Annotated in this window: 14 protein-coding genes and 1 pseudogene; 8 read left to right on the forward strand and 7 right to left on the reverse strand. The window is 43.5% G+C overall.

All coding sequences use genetic code 11. From position 1 onward, the window contains the following. Nucleotides 1–16 precede the first annotated feature (16 nt). Nucleotides 17–278: pseudogene (locus Xbed_RS14425) on the forward strand (transposase). 926 nt (nt 279–1,204) lie between these two features. Here the strand turns inward: Xbed_RS14425 and Xbed_RS14440 are convergent. Beyond that, entirely contained in the window at nt 1,205–2,035 is an 831-nt protein-coding gene (locus Xbed_RS14440; protein WP_086113611.1) for an alpha/beta fold hydrolase, read from the reverse strand. A gap of 274 nt (nt 2,036–2,309) precedes the next feature. On the opposite strand from Xbed_RS14440, the gene Xbed_RS14445 reads away from it, so the two are divergent. The 3 genes from Xbed_RS14445 to lhgO are packed head-to-tail and all read left to right on the forward strand — an operon-like array spanning nt 2,310 to nt 6,539. Further along, a complete protein-coding gene (locus Xbed_RS14445) occupies nt 2,310–3,338 on the forward strand; it encodes a TAXI family TRAP transporter solute-binding subunit (protein WP_086113661.1) in 1,029 nt (342 codons plus the stop codon). Between the two features lie 47 nt (nt 3,339–3,385). After that, on the forward strand, nt 3,386–5,356 hold the full coding sequence (locus Xbed_RS14450; RefSeq protein WP_086113612.1) for a TRAP transporter permease: 1,971 nt from the start codon (nt 3,386–3,388) through the stop codon (nt 5,354–5,356). Further along, entirely contained in the window at nt 5,349–6,539 is a 1,191-nt protein-coding gene (lhgO, locus tag Xbed_RS14455; protein ID WP_086113613.1) for an L-2-hydroxyglutarate oxidase, read from the forward strand. Before Xbed_RS14450 ends, lhgO begins: the two co-directional genes overlap by 8 nt. A 94-nt stretch (nt 6,540–6,633) precedes the next feature. On the opposite strand, the gene Xbed_RS14460 is transcribed toward lhgO, so the two are convergent. From Xbed_RS14460 to Xbed_RS14470, 4 genes are all read right to left on the reverse strand, one after another. Further along, the gene (locus tag Xbed_RS14460) at nt 6,634–7,203 is read right to left on the reverse strand and encodes a HutD/Ves family protein (RefSeq protein WP_086113614.1); all 570 of its coding nucleotides are present in this window, start codon (nt 7,201–7,203) and stop codon (nt 6,634–6,636) included. 139 nt (nt 7,204–7,342) lie between these two features. Further along, nucleotides 7,343–8,764, reverse strand: a complete 1,422-nt coding sequence (locus tag Xbed_RS14465) for an aminotransferase-like domain-containing protein (protein ID WP_086113615.1) — start codon at nt 8,762–8,764, stop codon at nt 7,343–7,345. 331 nt (nt 8,765–9,095) lie between these two features. After that, entirely contained in the window at nt 9,096–9,230 is a 135-nt protein-coding gene (locus tag Xbed_RS20525) for a hypothetical protein (protein WP_279625529.1), read from the reverse strand. 134 nt (nt 9,231–9,364) lie between these two features. Beyond that, nucleotides 9,365–10,024 (reverse strand): GNAT family protein, encoded by a 660-nt coding sequence (locus tag Xbed_RS14470; protein WP_086113616.1) that lies wholly within the window; start codon nt 10,022–10,024, stop codon nt 9,365–9,367. 247 nt (nt 10,025–10,271) lie between these two features. On the opposite strand from Xbed_RS14470, the gene Xbed_RS14475 reads away from it, so the two are divergent. The 4 genes from Xbed_RS14475 (at nt 10,272) to Xbed_RS14490 (ending at nt 14,077) form a co-directional block, all read left to right on the forward strand. Continuing rightward, entirely contained in the window at nt 10,272–11,621 is a 1,350-nt protein-coding gene (locus Xbed_RS14475) for a cytochrome ubiquinol oxidase subunit I (RefSeq protein ID WP_086113617.1), read from the forward strand. Next, the gene (gene cydB / locus Xbed_RS14480; RefSeq protein ID WP_086113618.1) at nt 11,611–12,618 is read left to right on the forward strand and encodes a cytochrome d ubiquinol oxidase subunit II; all 1,008 of its coding nucleotides are present in this window, start codon (nt 11,611–11,613) and stop codon (nt 12,616–12,618) included. Before Xbed_RS14475 ends, cydB begins: the two co-directional genes overlap by 11 nt. Continuing rightward, nucleotides 12,599–12,757, forward strand: coding sequence for a DUF2474 domain-containing protein (locus Xbed_RS14485; protein WP_086113619.1), 159 nt, complete (start codon nt 12,599–12,601; stop codon nt 12,755–12,757). The genes cydB and Xbed_RS14485 overlap by 20 nt, the downstream gene beginning before the upstream one ends. Before the next feature lie 66 nt (nt 12,758–12,823). Further along, nucleotides 12,824–14,077, forward strand: coding sequence for an ATP-binding protein (locus Xbed_RS14490; RefSeq protein ID WP_086113620.1), 1,254 nt, complete (start codon nt 12,824–12,826; stop codon nt 14,075–14,077). A gap of 65 nt (nt 14,078–14,142) precedes the next feature. Here Xbed_RS14490 and phoH read toward each other — a convergent pair whose 3' ends face one another. After that, on the reverse strand, nt 14,143–14,931 hold the full coding sequence (gene phoH / locus Xbed_RS14495) for a phosphate starvation-inducible protein PhoH (protein WP_086113621.1): 789 nt from the start codon (nt 14,929–14,931) through the stop codon (nt 14,143–14,145). A 426-nt stretch (nt 14,932–15,357) separates the two neighbouring features. Beyond that, the gene (locus tag Xbed_RS14505) at nt 15,358–16,362 is read right to left on the reverse strand and encodes an endonuclease (protein WP_086113623.1); all 1,005 of its coding nucleotides are present in this window, start codon (nt 16,360–16,362) and stop codon (nt 15,358–15,360) included. Nucleotides 16,363–16,589: the final 227 nt, after the last annotated feature.

Genomic DNA, 16,589 nt, shown 5'->3' on the forward strand with positions numbered 1-16,589 from the left:
CATTATACTTTGGTCTATGACAAAAGAAACGGATATCCGCCGGTGAAGACACTGCGTTTTCCTGATGCATGTCCACTTGGTATTTGTTGCCAAATATCGCCGAAAAATAGTTGATCAGGATGCTATAGAAAAGCGGCGCCGTTACTTTGCCAGTGTATGCGCTGACTTTGATGTTGAGCTGGTCGGGATGGACGCCGGGCTATTTTGCGAGCAGTTGTGATGGAGCACCGATATCGATCATTCGGCAATACATTGAGCAGCAGCAAACACCAAGTTAGTCGGAAAACCGCGCCTTATATCCCCGTCCTGAAGGATGAGGATATAAGGCGCACCGGATAAAGCAAACCAGTTTTTGGGCATGTCTCCCATCCCCACGTTTGCTTGCCATGATGTGATAAAAAACCCACAGGTTTCACAGGATATTCAGCGATTGAAAGAACACTTGTCAGCATTTTTCTAAGCACTTATCTATATCCAATCAATTTCAAGTAATTGTCTCGAAAATAAAGAGATTATCTATCCACTTGTATATTACAAGTGGATAATTGAATATCTGAAAAATGAAAACCATCAACCAAAATACCAAAGTAAATAACCCCGTTGAATATCACACAAGAAATAAAATACTTCATTAACGCCTCAATAAATTAAAAAAATATCAATAAATCTCCTCAGATATATTCTGTCATCATCTATTGCCATAAAAAAATAAAAAATATTTTTTCTATTCTATAAACAGCTTATCAATGCAATCAAAAAAACAATAGCTAAAAACACAGAATCCCTGTAAGAATGGGGCGTTGACGTTGATATTAACGTCAATACCTATATACCACACATAGTTAATCTTTATGTTTTTAATCATATTTACATTTAACTAGATAAGGTACTAAAATCATGAACAAAAAAATAGCAGCCGTTATAGCCTCATTATTCATAGGCGTACTTTTCACAGCTAACGCAAACGCACTTTTCTGCAAGTTATTTAATCCAACTATTAGTGAATATTGTATAAAGGCTATTTGTCCAGCCAAAGAAGGGCGCGCGTGGGCTCTTTGCATATAATTCCAGTGTTGATAATTTATAAATAAAAATAAGGATATTCTTCATATGAAAGAATATCCTTATCATTAGTGAACATATATTTATATCAAACATCGACCATTTTTATCTCATTGATTTAAATTCAATGGGGTTCCTGATTTTATCGATAACCTTCAAGAAACTCGACCAGAATCGGGTTAAATAATTCAGGCGATTCCCAGAAAGGGGCATGGCCCACACCTGATAAATTAAATACCCGTCTTCTCCAAAGGTTCTGATAGTTCAGGCCATGAATATAATCAAAGTTAATATAGGGATCATCGGCCCCATTAACAATCGCTAATGGTACTTCACTGGCTTCAGCCAATAATTTTTGATCTGTAGCTTGAGGAGAAAGAAAGGCTTCAAACATATACTGCCGCGCCAAACCATCCGTCCTTATCACGGCTTCAACAAGAAAAGGTTCGTGAGGCGCATTGGCCCCATAGGTATCAGATACAAAGTTTTTGACATCTTCTTCTGTGAACTCTGCTTTGCCGGCAAGCCCCACGCCGGGACGGAAACCTTTAGCCACATTATCTGCACCAACCGATACAGGTGGAGTCCCGCAAATCATTAAGCCAATCATCTTAGGAAATAAGGCCAACATTTCCAACCCGATATGACCCCCTAATGACCAACCAAAAACCACCACTCGGTTAATGCCTAGTTTTTCCAATACTTCAATAACCGTGTTTGCATAACCCGGCATTGAATAGGCTTGACGCGGTTCGCTGGCATTTGATGATAAACCATGCCCCGGCAAGTCTAGCGCCAAAACCCGATATTTCCCTTTTAACTGATTAATTTGATGACGAAATACTTCTTTACAACTTGAATTTCCGTGAATTAAAAGTACGGGCAGATCATTGCCGCCGGTATCGATAACGGAAATTCCTGCATAACGGGTTTGAATATTATAGTGATGGATCTCATTGTGTGTCGTCGCCATGATTCTATCTCCTCAATAATCAATAACAGATTAAGTTAAACGCAGTCGAGGCAGCCGTATTACAAATCACCAGCATTAAAAAATCTATCCGTGAATTCCTGTTTTTCGTCTGTTTTTTTGATGCATACAAAACACCTATCACAAATTTTCAACATTAAACTCTGCACCCGAACGGTAATGTTGTATACAAGTTAATGCAAGCATTTAACATCTATTACATAACATCACCTATTACACAACATCATTTGGTAACCACGTTATGACAATAAAGAAGATGGCTTCCCCAAAAGTAAAACTGTTATTGACGGCTATTATCGTCATTGCTTTGATTATTATGGCCATTACAGGAAAACGGGAAAATATCAATAAACGTTTCCTCTCTGTAGCGACCGCCTCTACAGGCGGAACTTATTATCCGATGGGAGTCGGTTTAGCCAACATTTGGAGCAACCATTTAAAGCCGGAAAACATTCAGGTTACGGGACAATCTTCTGCCGGTTCCGTTGAAAATATTGATCTACTCCAAAAAAATGAAGCTCAACTCGCTATCTTACAGAGTCTTATTGCTGTTGAGGCTTATCAAGGTGTTCGAAATTTTGAGCAACACCCTTATCAGGATCTGCGTTCTATTTCCGTGCTTTGGCCGAATGTTGAACACTTTGTTTTATTGGAGGATAAAGTTAAGGATGGAACGCTAAACGATATTGCAGGAACGCGTTTTTCTGTCGGGCCACAAGCCAGTGGTACAGAACAATCTACCCTGATTATTCTGCAAGGGGTCAACCTTGGCAAACAAAATATTCAGCCGGAATATCTTGGCTATGGCGATACCGTTTCAGCCATGCGGGATGGTCGTCTTGATGGCGGGGCCTTACCCGCAGGTGTACCGGCATCCGCCGTCACAGATATGTATGCCAGCGGAGTCCCTGCCCGCATTCTGAATGTGACAAATGAACAACTGGAAAAAATTAATGCCATCGCTAATTCATGGTTTCACTTCGTCATTAAACCCGAAACTTATCCACGCCAAAAACAGCCCATTCAGACTATCGCACAGCCCAACATTCTGATGACGACGCGCAAAATAGATGAAAAAATCATTTATGAGTTAACAAAAGTGATGTTTGAAAATCAGAAAGAAGTCCACCAAATCCACAGCTCCGCAAAATACATTCTGCCCGAAAATGCACTGAAAGGTGTCTCTGTGCCATTACATCCTGGTGCATATCAATATTATCGTGAAATTGGCCTGGATATCCCCGACGTTCTTGTGCCCCCAGAACTTCACACTGCGACCCGCTAACCCTGATTTTTCCATCATGCCATTAATCATCATCTTGTGGAGTCACTATGAATACTGAGAATTATACGTCATCCACCATTGGGCTGGATAAAGAAGCGGGATCAGGCAGCCGCCATTTAATCGGTTTCTATTTGAAGTTCACGACAATACTGGCTATCGCCATCTCTCTTTATGCTATCTATTCCAACGCATTATCCAACACGCAAGAGTTTTATCGCAATGCCCTATTTCTGGGTGGCATTCTGATTTTAGGCTTTATTCTGTTTCCGATTTCCAAACATTATTCGACGTCTAAATTCAATTATTGGGATTATCTGTTTATTCTGCTCACCTTGATCAGTTATGGGTATTTTTATTTCACTTACACTGACTTGCATGTTGTACGCAACAGCATCCCCAATACCACAGACTATGTGATGTCTGTCATTGGTATGGGGGTGTTATTTGAATCAGCAAGACGAACAACGGGTTATTTCATCCCGGGTTTATCGATTTTAGCCATCGTATATGCCCTGTTCGGCCAGTATTTTATGGGAATTTTCGGACATGCCGGATTCTCACTTGAACGCCTCTTATTCCGCTTATTCATGACCAGCGAAGGTATTTTTGGCATTACTCTCTCCACGGCATCAACGGCAATCATGATTTTTATTCTGTTTGGGTCATTCTTAAGTGTCAGCGGCGCAACGGCCTTGTTCAATGACCTGGCTATGGCAATAGCCGGGCGTCGTCGCGGCGGTCCCGCACAAGTTGCCGTTATCTCCTCCGCCTTAACGGGTTCATTGAGCGGCAGTGCGGTAGCCAATGTTGCAACAACCGGCACTTTTACCATTCCCCTGATGAAAAATATTGGCCTGTCCCCCCGTTTTGCCGGTGCCGTAGAGGCGGCCGCATCAACGGGAGGCATGATCATGCCGCCGATTATGGGCGCTGCCGCATTTATCATGGCGGGTTTTTTGGGCATTTCCTACACCACCATTGTCATTGCTGCCATCATTCCGGCATTGCTCTATTACACCGCCCTGATTATCGCCATTGATCTGGAGGCCAAAAAACAAGGATTGAAAGGCATTAACAAGGAAAATATTCCGCAAGTCAAAACGGTACTGAAAGCCCGTGGCCTGCTGTTACTGCCGCTATTTATCGTGATCGGGACGTTATTGACCGGAAAAACCCCGATTTATGCGGGTTTCCTCGGCATTATCGCGATAATCATTGCAAGCTGGATCACGCCGGATAGTTCGGTGCGCATGACGCCCAAGAAAATTGCCGTTGCCCTGAATGACGCCGCCTGTGGTGCCATTCAAGTGACCGTCGCCTGTGCCGCCATTGGGGTTATTATCTGTGTTGTCACCATGACCGGAATTGGCGCAACCCTCGCTTTCAATATTGTCTCCTTGACCGACAATACACTGTGGATGATCCTGCTGGTGGTTATGATCGTTTGCATCGTCCTCAGTATGGGACTGCCATCGACTGCCCTGTATATTGTCGTCGCCGTGACAGTGTCACCGATATTAATCAAAGCGGGTGTTTTGCCATTGGCCGCCCACTTTTTTGTTTTTTGGTTTGGCGCACTTTCCAATATTACACCGCCAGTTGCACTGGCCAGTTACACGGCTGCCAGCATTGCCCGTGCTGATCCCATGCAAACGTCATGGAATGCGGTACGTCTGGCCCTACCGGGTTTTATCATTCCCTTTATTTTGGTGTACAACCCTGCATTATTGATGCAAGGCGATGATTTAAACGCCCTGTCCATTGGGTATATGATTTTGACTGCCTTGATTGGCATCTATGCGCTTTCCGTTGCCAGTGCCAATTTCTGGATGCACAAAACCCATTGGTTAGAAAGAATTTTCTTCGCTATTGCTGCAATCCTTTTAATCAAACCCGGCGTGATCACTGACCTCACCGGAATAGTATTGATTGTCACCGCAGGGCTTATGCATGGCTTACGCAATAAATTGAAACGGGTAGAAAATCAGAACAATGAGGAACATTCTAACAATGTATGACGTGATGATCATCGGCGCAGGATTGGTCGGACTTGGCACCGCCAATGCCCTGCAAGAACAGCATCCGCACTTGCGTTTGCTGATATTGGATAAAGAAAATGGCGTGGCCGCCCATCAAAGCGGACATAACAGCAACGTTGTGCACTCCGGCATTTACTACATGCCCGGCAGTTTAAAAGCTCAATTGGCGAAACAGGGAAACCACTCGACATATGAATTTTGTCAGCAGCACGGATTATATTACGACCGTTGCGGTAAGGTGATTGTTGCCACCCAACTCAAAGAGCTTCCGTTGCTGGAAAAGATCTACCAGCGAGGATTAAAAAACGGCCTTGACGTCAGCCTCCTTTCACAAGCCCAACTGAAAGAACGCGAACCTTATGTCAACGGCCTTGAGGCGATCCTGGTGCCAGATGCGGGGATCGTCAATTACCCGGAAATTGCGGCAAAATTGGCTGAACTCATTCAAACCAAAGGTGGGGAGATTCATTATCAGCAGCCCGTTCAGGGGATCCGTGAACATAGTGATTATGTTGAGGTACAGACTCAGCAAGCCTGCTATCAGGCAAAATGGCTGGTGAATTGTGCCGGCTTGCACAGTGACAGAATTGCCAGATTAGCAGGCTATGAGACAGGGATGAAGATCATTCCTTTCCGTGGGGAATATTATGTTCTGGACAGCAGTAAGAATTATCTGGTTAATCACCTGATTTATCCCGTACCCAATCCTGACTTCCCTTTCCTTGGCGTGCATTTTACGCGGATGCACAATGGCAAACGGGATGTTGGCCCGAATGCGGTGCTGGCATTTAAGCGGGAGGGATATCATAAAACTGATTTCAATCCACGGGATTTAGCAGAGGTACTGACTTACAAAGGATTTTGGAAAATCGCCACCCGTTATTTCTGTGAAGGCATGGCAGAAATGCGACGTTCCTTTTCCCGCCGGCTTTTTACCGAAAATGCCCGCCAGCTCATGCCTGACCTGCAACCGGAAGATATTACACCGGGACCCGCCGGCGTGCGTGCCCAAGCGCTAACCGCTGAGGGCAAATTGGTGGATGATTTTCACTTTGTCAAAGGTCGCCGTTCCCTGCATGTTTGCAATGCACCTTCACCCGCAGCGACGGCTTCGATGGAGATTGGCAGGGAGATTGTAAGGCGGTATTTTGTGGAACTTTAAGGATTGAACCCCTTTAAACTGACAGATACCGAAAAAATGGTCACTGTCAGTTTTGATTAATGAGCGTCGTTTTAAAAGGTGAACGGGCATCCAATTATCCCACCGGGCGTAAATCAACCCACAATAATTGGCTATCCGCAACCAATGGCTTAATCACGCCTTCCCGTATATCCGGCAGCCACCATGCTCCTTGACCAAAAGCAAGCTGGACACAATTTGCGCCTGTCATTTCCCAACGGCCTTTTAAAACATAAAGTACGCCGCTGTGCAATGTCGGCAGTAGACGTTCATCAGACACCAATGAAATATCGGAAGTCCAACATGAACGGCGAGTCATGATATTGAAACACTGGACGGAACCCTCCAACAATTCTGCATGTCCCAGAATATCGCCCGAAAAATTAAATGGGGTCATCTTTTTCACCAGTTCATGCTCCAAAAAACCCGGACGGGTCAAGCGGACGCCCTTTCCTTTCAATAAAACGATTGAACGATCAATATCAGGAAACTGCCCCAATACGCCACTTTGGTGAATCGTCGTAAAACAGGCTCGCCAGGCGAAATCATCAGACACAGGCCAGCAAACAATGTCCCTTGTTTCACCTTTCCCTTCAGACCATTGCACTCTTGGTAATGTTGTATAATCGAAACATTTCATTTTCATGCCACTCCCTCACGCTGTTCTATCAACGCTGTTCTATGTTGTATACAGGGCCAAAAGATAATCAGTGTCAAATTGTTAACAGAAACATTCGCAAATAATTCCCCTTGCGACAATATCGGAAGAGTTGAAATGTGATTGATTACCCGCATTCCCGTAAAATCATGTGGCACAGATCCCCCAAATCTTTCATTGCAGAAGCCTGAATTTCATTCCATGCAAATGAGGTATTCAAGCGAAAGGCATGATCAAACTGGGCACTGGTGGAAAACATACTGCCCGGCGCAATACTGATATTTTTAGCCAGGGCCAATTGATATAGTCGATTGGCATTGAAAGGCGGTTCAAACTCCAGCCAAAGAAAATAACCGCCCCGGGCGCTATTCACTTTCACCGATTGAGGAAAATATTCACCGATCGCCCTCAGCATCTGACCCTGCCGCTGCTCCAATTGGCGCCGCAACCGCCGCAGATGGTTGTCATATCCTCCTTGAGCCAGATAATCCGCCATCGCCAACTGTGTGGGTGTACTGGCAGAGACAGTACTCATCATCTGTAATTGCTGAATTTTCTTGGCATGTTTTCCTGCGGCGACCCACCCCACCCGATAGCCGGGCGCAAGACACTTTGAAAATGATGAACAGTGCATGAAATTATTTTCTGTATCCCATGCTTTTATGGGTGCCGGCGGTTCCTGCCCGAAATACAATTCGCCATAGACATCGTCTTCAATCAGGGCAATCTGATTCTGGTTCAGGATGTTCACCAACCGTTGTTTATTTTCCGGTGGCATGGTGCTGCACAGTGGGTTTTGGAAACGCGACATCAACCAACAGGCTTTGATGGGATATTTTTGCACAATGTCTTCCAATGCCCCTAAATCAATGCCGGTATGTGGGTCTGTTTTAATCGCAACCGCTTTCAAACGCAACCGCTCTATCGCTTGCAAGGCACCATAAAAAGCCGGAGATTCAATCACCACCCAATCCCCCGGGGAAGTCACGGATTGCAAACTGAAACTCAGCGATTCCATCGCCCCCGCAGTAATGACAATGTCATCCGGTGAAACATGGATACCCTGTGAAGCATATCGGCGGGATATGTTACGCCGTAACTTTTCATTGCCGGGGGGTAAATTTGCCAGTGAACTGTGTGGAACGAAGCGGCGGGCAACAGAGGCCAGTATTTTGGACAATTTGGGTTCGGTCAACAGAGAAGGATCAGGAAAAGCCGAACCGAAAGGGATAATTAGCGGATCTTTGCATGCCTGCAAAACATCAAAAATGGAAGCGCTGATCTCCACATTTTCACTTAAATTAAGTTCCCTCCCTCCCTTTGCCGCCGCAAAGGATTGCAATCGGGTAGCAACATAATAGCCTGATTGCGGACGTGCTACGATCCAGCCCTGACTTTCCAGTAATTGATAGGCTTGCAGCACTGTCATCAAGCTCAGCCCTGACGATTTCACCGATTCGCGCAGTGATGGCAACCTGTCACCCACCTGCCAAATATCATCTTCTATTTGTTGGCGGATCATTCCGGCCAATTGTTCGTAACGTGTCATATATCAGGCTTCCGGCTTAATTGTTATAGTTATTTAATAAAAAATTTCAACTATTATACCTTAAGTATCGATATCTTACTCACCCATCAGCTAAAAATTTTCTTAAGACGGTTAAGTCGATATAAATAAATTTTCATAATAGTGATACACTGAAATTCCGAAGATTCCTTACTCCCCGCGCAGCGGGGAGTAAGGAAGTGTTCTACAATTTTGAAATGTCATTTATACCGAATGGGTTTCATATGATACCGTCTAAACCGATTATCTCTCTCCACATAAAACATTCATTTTAATCGACGAATTTTGTTCTCTGGCCTGTTCTTCAACCCATTCATTGCCGATTTTTATATTTTCCCCAATACGATTTTACAAAATTTGTTGAAATTAATTTCCCATGACATTTATTTTCATAATTTTCTAAACTTTCAGAAATATTTTTAATTTTTCCAATTTCACTTTTCTTCATGGTTAAACTCAGACTAACTTTAACATTACTTAATTAATCAATTATATTTTTATAAAAATGACTCATCTAAAACCATTACATTAAGTATGTGATATATAAAACAGGGTAATCATCCCGTAAAATCCAATTAGAAATTATTGACCTAAAAAACGATAACGGCCATTTTTATCCTTCCCCCAGTTTCTACTTCGGGCGGGCTTTAATACCATATCCCCCGCAGGCGTATGTTCAAATCCCATCTTAAGATAGACACCTTCACTATCGCCCATGGGGTAAATCCGGACCCCTTCTCTTCCCAGATTTTGTGATATATCGGCTGCATATTCGACCATCAAAATACCACCACCCTGAAGACCGCAATGCGTCACCAAAACAACAATTTCAGGTAAGTGAGTGGGATCAGACGGATAAGACACTATCTCAATACCCACTGGAACTCCCCTATAATAAGCAATAAAACACCTGTGCTGGTGCTTCGCATCATATTTAATATCCTGTATTACATTGATACAAGTTTCACACATATCCGTTGTGCAAAAAATTCTATTGTTCCATTTTTTCTGATTATCATCTAATTTTTCATCTTTACAGGCTAAATACATCCATTTATCTTTTTCTATTTGTAGTTTCATGCTCTTTGCTGCATGGGATATTTCTTGTGAGGAAGCATTTTTTATTACTAAAGATGCGTTAGCATCAAAAGAAAATGATGTCAGATTTGGGCTGGACATTGAACGAGTTAACCGATTACTTCCCGTTAACTCATTATTAAGAAACCTCATTCTGGATAACATAATATAATTCCTTCTAAACTAAAGATATATTCGTCGTCTTTCAAATTGCCACTTTGTTGGTCAGAAAATGGCTAATCGTAAAAACCCTATAGGATTTCCACTTCACTGACTGTCGCCCGCCCAAACTGTTATAGTCAATAAACGAAAAATTGTAACTATTATACCCCAAACCCCTATGTTTTACTTACCTCACTTTCTAACAACTTCGTTTATCCATATACCCAATAGATTTCAATAAGAGGTCACTATGTTCGGGTTAAATGCCCTTGAACTCGCAAGGATACAGTTTGCGTTTACGGTTTCTTTTCACATTATCTTTCCGGCCATTACGATAGGCTTGGCCAGCTTTCTCGCGGTATTGGAGGGCTTATGGCTTAAAACACGCAACACAGACTACAAAACGTTATACCATTTCTGGTCAAAAATTTTTGCCGTTAATTTCGGTATGGGAGTCGTTTCTGGTTTAGTGATGGCCTATCAGTTTGGTACTAACTGGAGCTTCTTCTCTGATTTTGCCGGTTCGATCACCGGCCCCTTGCTGGTGTATGAGGTGCTGACCGCGTTTTTCCTCGAAGCCGGATTTCTTGGTGTCATGCTGTTTGGCTGGCATCGGGTCGGCGAAAAACTACACTTTTTTGCCACCTGCATGGTCGCGCTCGGCACAATTATTTCCACATTCTGGATATTGGCCTCCAATAGTTGGATGCAGACACCCCAAGGCCATGAGATTGTGGGTCATCAAGTCGTGCCTGTTGACTGGCTGGCGGTCATTTTCAATCCGTCCTTCCCTTACCGTCTGCTGCATATGGGAACCGCTGCATTTCTCGCTTCGGCATTTTTCATTGCCGCTTCTGCTGCCTGGCATTTACTCAAAGGCAATGATTCACCCGCCATGCGAAAAATGCTGTCAATGTCCATGTGGATAATCCTGTTTATTGCCCCATTACAAGCCATGATAGGTGATATGCACGGGTTAAATACGTTGAAACATCAGCCGGCTAAAATTGCCGCAATGGAAGGTCATTGGGAAAATCACGCGGGTGAAGCCACTCCATTGATTCTGTTTGGCATCCCCAATCAAAAAGCAGAAGAAACCCGCTACGCCGTTAAAATTCCTTATCTTGCCAGCCTGATCCTGACACACAGTCCGGATAAACAAGTTCCGGCACTGAAAGAGTTTGCGCCAGAAGATCGCCCGAATGTCTTTATGGTGTTCTGGTCATTTCGTGTCATGGTCGGGCTTGGGATCTTGATGATTTTTGCCGGGTTCTGGGGATTATGGCTGCGTCATAAAAAACGGCTGTACGAAAATCGGCGCTTTCTCCGTTTTATGTTCTTCATGGCCCCTTCCGGCCTTATCGCAATTCTGGCGGGTTGGTTCACCACGGAAATTGGCCGCCAACCGTGGGTGGTTTATGGCTTGATGCGCACGAAAGATGCGGTATCGGCACATGGCGAGATCCACATGAGCATTAGCCTATTGATTTTCTTTGTCGTTTATACCGCCGTTTTTGGCGTCGGTTATGCCTATATGATGAAACTTATCCGTAAAGGTCTCAATCAAAATCCCAATAAGGAGTTAGCTAATGGGCATTGATCTTCCTCTCATTTGGTTCCTGATCATCATATTCAGCACCATGATGTATATCGTGATGGATGGTTTTGACCTCGGTATCGGTATTTTATATCCGCTGGTTAAAGGACAATCCGATCGTGATTTGATGATGAATTCTGTCGCGCCGGTCTGGGATGGCAATGAAACCTGGCTGGTGCTGGGAGGCGCAGGGTTATTTGGTGCCTTTCCACTGGCTTATGCCGTGATTCTGGATGCACTGGCAATCCCATTAACCATGATGTTAGTGGGTTTGATATTTCGTGGTGTGGCTTTTGAATTTCGTTTCAAGGCTACGCCAACGCATCAACACTTCTGGGATAAGGCATTTATTGTCGGTTCAATCCTCGCCACCTTTATGCAGGGTGTCGTCGTTGGGGCCGTGATTGAAGGTTTTCCTGTCGAAAATCGTGTTTACACCGGGAGTTATTTCGACTGGCTGGCGCCTTTTCCTCTATTTTGTGGGTTTGGCCTTGTCAGCGCTTACGCTTTACTGGGCTGTGGTTGGTTGGTGATGAAAACCGAAAGTCATCTGCAACAGCAGATGTATCGCGTTATACCTCCCCTGACAATGCTGATGCTGGCAATCATCGCCATAATCAGTATCTGGACACCACTCGCCCATTCAGCGATGGCTGAACGTTGGTTCAGCCTGCCCAATCTGTTTTTCTTTATTCCCGTCCCCTTACTGACATTATGGTCAAGTTGGAAGCTATTAAAAACCAACCAAAATTCACGCCATTACACCCCATTTCTGGCGGCACTATTACTGGTTTTCATGGGATTCAGTGGGTTGGGGATCAGCATTTGGCCGAACATTATCCCGCCTTTCATTAGCTATGAAGAGGCCGCCTCCCCGCCTCAATCATTGGGCTTTATGCTGGTTGGCGCCCTATTTATCATCCCGATCATTTTGACTTATACCTTTTGGAGCTATTATGTCTTCCGAGGAAAAATCACCCATGAACAAGGTTACCACTGATACCCCTCCATCACGCCCTTCACTATGGAAACGCTTGGGCTGGATGGTAACAATTTGGCTTTGCAGTGTACTGGCCTTATACGCCGTATCCACACTGTTTCGTGTCTTAATGACAACAGCGGGCATGAAAATTCGGTGATAACTAACCTTTTTTAATGAATTGAGCTAAGGTTTTGATCAGGATCACAAGAGGATTGTTTAACTGATGAAAACCTTCTCTGACAATCCAGCAACGGCAACAAGCTGGTTGTGCGGTACAGCTATCGCCATTAATTTGTTTATACTTCTGTTTCTGGGATTCAATACCCCGCTCACGTTGGTCGAAGAACTGTGGGCTACTTTTAATACTTTGAATATCCTAGTTTTATTTATCTTACTTTATAAAACGAATCTCGTTTCGTTCCGCATAACGTTGTTTCCCACCAAAGAGCAGAGAAAAATAGCGGTTCTGAAACAGGAAAAACAATATTTACGTTTTCTCATTTCCGTTCATTCTCAACTCAATCTGAATATTTCACTGTCTGATAATTTTCAGGTGGTGTTTTATCGGCTTAATCAGCTAGTCCCTTTCAGTGAAGTCAGGATCACTCTTTACCATCCGCAGAGGCAATATCGCTTTGAATACCCGGATAGCCTCCCGGATACCCATCTTCCGCGTATGATGAAATGGGACTTATATGACAAACCTATTTTTCACGGCATGATCCAAATTCTGATTCATCAGGATCAAGTTTTGTCTTCTTATGAAAGAAATTTGATTCAGTCTGTCACCGATGCGCTGGCAAAACTTATTTCACTCAAAAGTACGGTGCGCCAGCAAATTAAACAGAATATCAGTGACGACCGAAAAGCCATTTCCAGAGAGCTGCATGACACGGTCGCGCAATCATTTCTATTCCTGAAAATTCAGATTAATAGCCTGCATTTCCGCACGGATAAATTCTCCCGACAGGGTTTGATCTCCTTGAGGATGATTAAAGAAGAATTGGATATCGCGGGTCAGCAATTCAGAGAAATGTTGGTTTCACTGTGTACCGAGAAAAGCCATCATGATTTATATGACTCATTGAAAGCCTTGATCAAAGAATTCAATCATCGTCTGGGGTTCAATATTGAATTCCATTATCGGATCACACACCAAGTTATTCCCATTGCGCAGGGTCGGCATTTGGTGCAAATTATTCGGGAAGCACTGAATAATTGCTATAAACATGCCGCCGCTACCTGGATCAGTATTCGTATTTATCCGGTCGGGAAAAAAATTATTACGGTTATTAGCGACAATGGTCATGGAATGCCCCACCCCCTGACGGAGCGAGAACAATTTGGGCTGGCAATTATGCGGGAACGGGTCTCTTTGCTTTCCGGTCAGATGAAGATCAAGAAACGCAGAAAAAACGGTACAGAAATTGAAATTCAATTCCCGCTGCCGGGTGATAAACTTCATGAGATAGATTAAATAATGATGATCTCCCCCAGCCATAAAATTAACCGGGGGATTGTTCTTTTGCAAACTATTGGCTATCAACCATAGGCCAACAACGCCTTCTGACACAATCTGGAACGGACACAATCTTGTTGGGAAAAATGGATCACACTGATAGATTCATCATCGAAAAAACGTTTCAGGGCATCCGCCAGCCCTGATGTGACATTCTGCGGCAAATCACACTGGCTAACGTCACCATTAACCACCACGGTGACATTTTCGCCCAATCGAGTTAAAAACATTTTCATTTGATTGACGGTGACATTTTGAGCTTCGTCAAGGATCACAAACGCATTTTCAAATGTTCTTCCTCGCATATAAGCAAAAGGGGCAATTTCTACTTTGCCAATTTCCGGACGCAGACAATATTGCAAAAATGAAGCGCCCATGCGTTTTAACAACACGTCATAAACCGGACGGAAATAAGGGGCAAATTTCTCCGCCATATCTCCCGGAAGAAAACCCAGATCTTCTTCTGCCTGTAAGACCGGACGTGTCACGATGATTTTATCGACCTCTTTATTAATTAAAGCATCAGCCGCCATGACGGCACTAAGGTAGGTTTTCCCACATCCGGCTTCACCATTGGCAATAATCAATTGCTTATTATTGATTGCCCGCATATAGCGGTATTGAACTTCGTTGCGTGGCAGGATTTCTGAAGTATCCCGACTCTCACGCGCCATTCCAATGGTTTCAACACCACCAAATTGCATTAATGAGGTGACATTATCATTACCCCGATAACGTGATTGTCGCATGTCCTTTTTTAACATTCTTCTCACTTCACGACGAGATTTAGTCACTGCTTTCTGTCTGCCCATAGTCACACACCTTATCGTTAATTTCACATTTGCGGTGTTCTATCATCGATAGAATAACTGAGTTATGTTCTTCCTCTTTAAGGCTACAATTTGAGAAATATTGGGGATCGGTTGAACGGATGGGAGCTTCCTTTTCAGCTCATTAGGGTCTATAAAAAAACCGGCGCTAAGATCGCCACTCATTTTCAGTGACCTTGATCTCAATCGCCGGTTTCTAACCGAGAATGCAGTTTCAGTATCTGTCATTAGCATTCCTCGCATCTTTCCGCTTTCTTTGGTGTAAGCTAACGGACCATGATGTCAGTATAATGACAGTTTTTTATTTATGACAAGTTTAAAGGATAAATTTCACCAAAATACGTTTAACTTTTTATTGACCGGAAGCCCCTGAATAATCACAAAAAGCCAACAATATTGTTTTCCTTATTACTTTTTACAATTCCCCGCCAAACGATAGCCTGCTTGTTTGGCTTCGGCTTCTGAACGAAAATAAATGACGTTTTTATCTGCGACCGTCTTATAGCCAGAGCAATGGGTAAAATGATAAATCTGGCTATTTTTATTCCCCTTAATCATGTCACCCTGCACCGCTGTTGATGCGACTTTTTGAGTTGATGCCTGATCGCTCCCGGCGTGCAGATTATTTTGTTTTGGCATACCTGCCGGTGCCACCCATCCCTGCCCCGCGTTTTTATGTCCCAATGTCCATTTTTTACTGCCCGTCACAAATGGGTTATGGTGCCCCATAATCCGGGCAATACGATCGTCTCTTGCCCGTTCCCAGGCATCGACCGGATATTGACGATCCCATGCCATCATCAATTGCTGCTGTTGACGTGACATTGTCAGGTTATAGCGGTCATGCATATAAAAATAGACTCTGGCAACCATACCTTTCACCCTGTCGCGGGGTTCAAACAGCCGTGATTTAAAATCCACTTTACTGCTGCAAGCGCCATACATATTAGGTGTATTTCTGGCAACCATTCCGTAAGCGAAATTACTGCGATCACCATTCACTTCACCAATTGAAGGTGCCAAATTATGCATATCTGATTCTATCGTGCGAAACACCGGGTCAGTATCAACACAATTCTTTCGCCCGCCTTTCTGCCAACATTGACGCTGGTGCCCAAATACCCACGCGGGCACCATATGTTCCCATTCAGTGCGTTCTGCCCTTGTTGAATGTGACCTTACATGATAACCACAAGATGCCAAATCAACACGGCCACCACTTTTACCAACCCACTGCCAATCACAGCCACAATACAATGTCCCTATGCCTGATTTTGTTTGTCCATCATAAACATTTTTTCTTGATTCAACCTTTGCCTGCTCGAAACTGGTTGGAGCACTCCATGCATTAAAAGATAGGGTTAACCCAAAAACCAAAAGATAACGTGCCCACAGGCCAATTTTACTGTTCAAAATAATACCTATTTATTTATTGTTTATAACATCCATCTATTATCCTGCCTGACAATGGCGTAAAATGGCAAACATTATTCCTTGAATTTTCATTAATGATGACAACAGAATTAACCCATTATTTTGATTAATTAATATTAATATGACTTAATGCTCGAAATAACCCACTTTATTGGAGATTTAAGCGCCAAAATATCATGCTTATTAAACTATTAAATGTTATTTAT

Origin of the sequence: Xenorhabdus beddingii (genome assembly GCF_002127545.1) — a bacterium.
In the GTDB taxonomy this organism is placed as follows: domain Bacteria; phylum Pseudomonadota; class Gammaproteobacteria; order Enterobacterales; family Enterobacteriaceae; genus Xenorhabdus; species Xenorhabdus beddingii.

What these genes read in the sequence shown, in the direction of transcription:
- Xbed_RS14440 (WP_086113611.1), bottom strand. Translation starts at nt 2,035, where the DNA reads ATGGCGACGACACACAATGAGATCCATCACTATAATATTCAAACCCGT.
- Xbed_RS14445 (WP_086113661.1), top strand. Translation starts at nt 2,310, where the DNA reads ATGGCTTCCCCAAAAGTAAAACTGTTATTGACGGCTATTATCGTCATT.
- Xbed_RS14450 (WP_086113612.1), top strand. Translation starts at nt 3,386, where the DNA reads ATGAATACTGAGAATTATACGTCATCCACCATTGGGCTGGATAAAGAA.
- lhgO (WP_086113613.1), top strand. Translation starts at nt 5,349, where the DNA reads ATGTATGACGTGATGATCATCGGCGCAGGATTGGTCGGACTTGGCACC.
- Xbed_RS14460 (WP_086113614.1), bottom strand. Translation starts at nt 7,203, where the DNA reads ATGAAAATGAAATGTTTCGATTATACAACATTACCAAGAGTGCAATGG.
- Xbed_RS14465 (WP_086113615.1), bottom strand. Translation starts at nt 8,764, where the DNA reads ATGACACGTTACGAACAATTGGCCGGAATGATCCGCCAACAAATAGAA.
- Xbed_RS20525 (WP_279625529.1), bottom strand. Translation starts at nt 9,230, where the DNA reads ATGAAGAAAAGTGAAATTGGAAAAATTAAAAATATTTCTGAAAGTTTA.
- Xbed_RS14470 (WP_086113616.1), bottom strand. Translation starts at nt 10,024, where the DNA reads ATGTTATCCAGAATGAGGTTTCTTAATAATGAGTTAACGGGAAGTAAT.
- Xbed_RS14475 (WP_086113617.1), top strand. Translation starts at nt 10,272, where the DNA reads ATGTTCGGGTTAAATGCCCTTGAACTCGCAAGGATACAGTTTGCGTTT.
- cydB (WP_086113618.1), top strand. Translation starts at nt 11,611, where the DNA reads ATGGGCATTGATCTTCCTCTCATTTGGTTCCTGATCATCATATTCAGC.
- Xbed_RS14485 (WP_086113619.1), top strand. Translation starts at nt 12,599, where the DNA reads ATGAACAAGGTTACCACTGATACCCCTCCATCACGCCCTTCACTATGG.
- Xbed_RS14490 (WP_086113620.1), top strand. Translation starts at nt 12,824, where the DNA reads ATGAAAACCTTCTCTGACAATCCAGCAACGGCAACAAGCTGGTTGTGC.
- phoH (WP_086113621.1), bottom strand. Translation starts at nt 14,931, where the DNA reads ATGGGCAGACAGAAAGCAGTGACTAAATCTCGTCGTGAAGTGAGAAGA.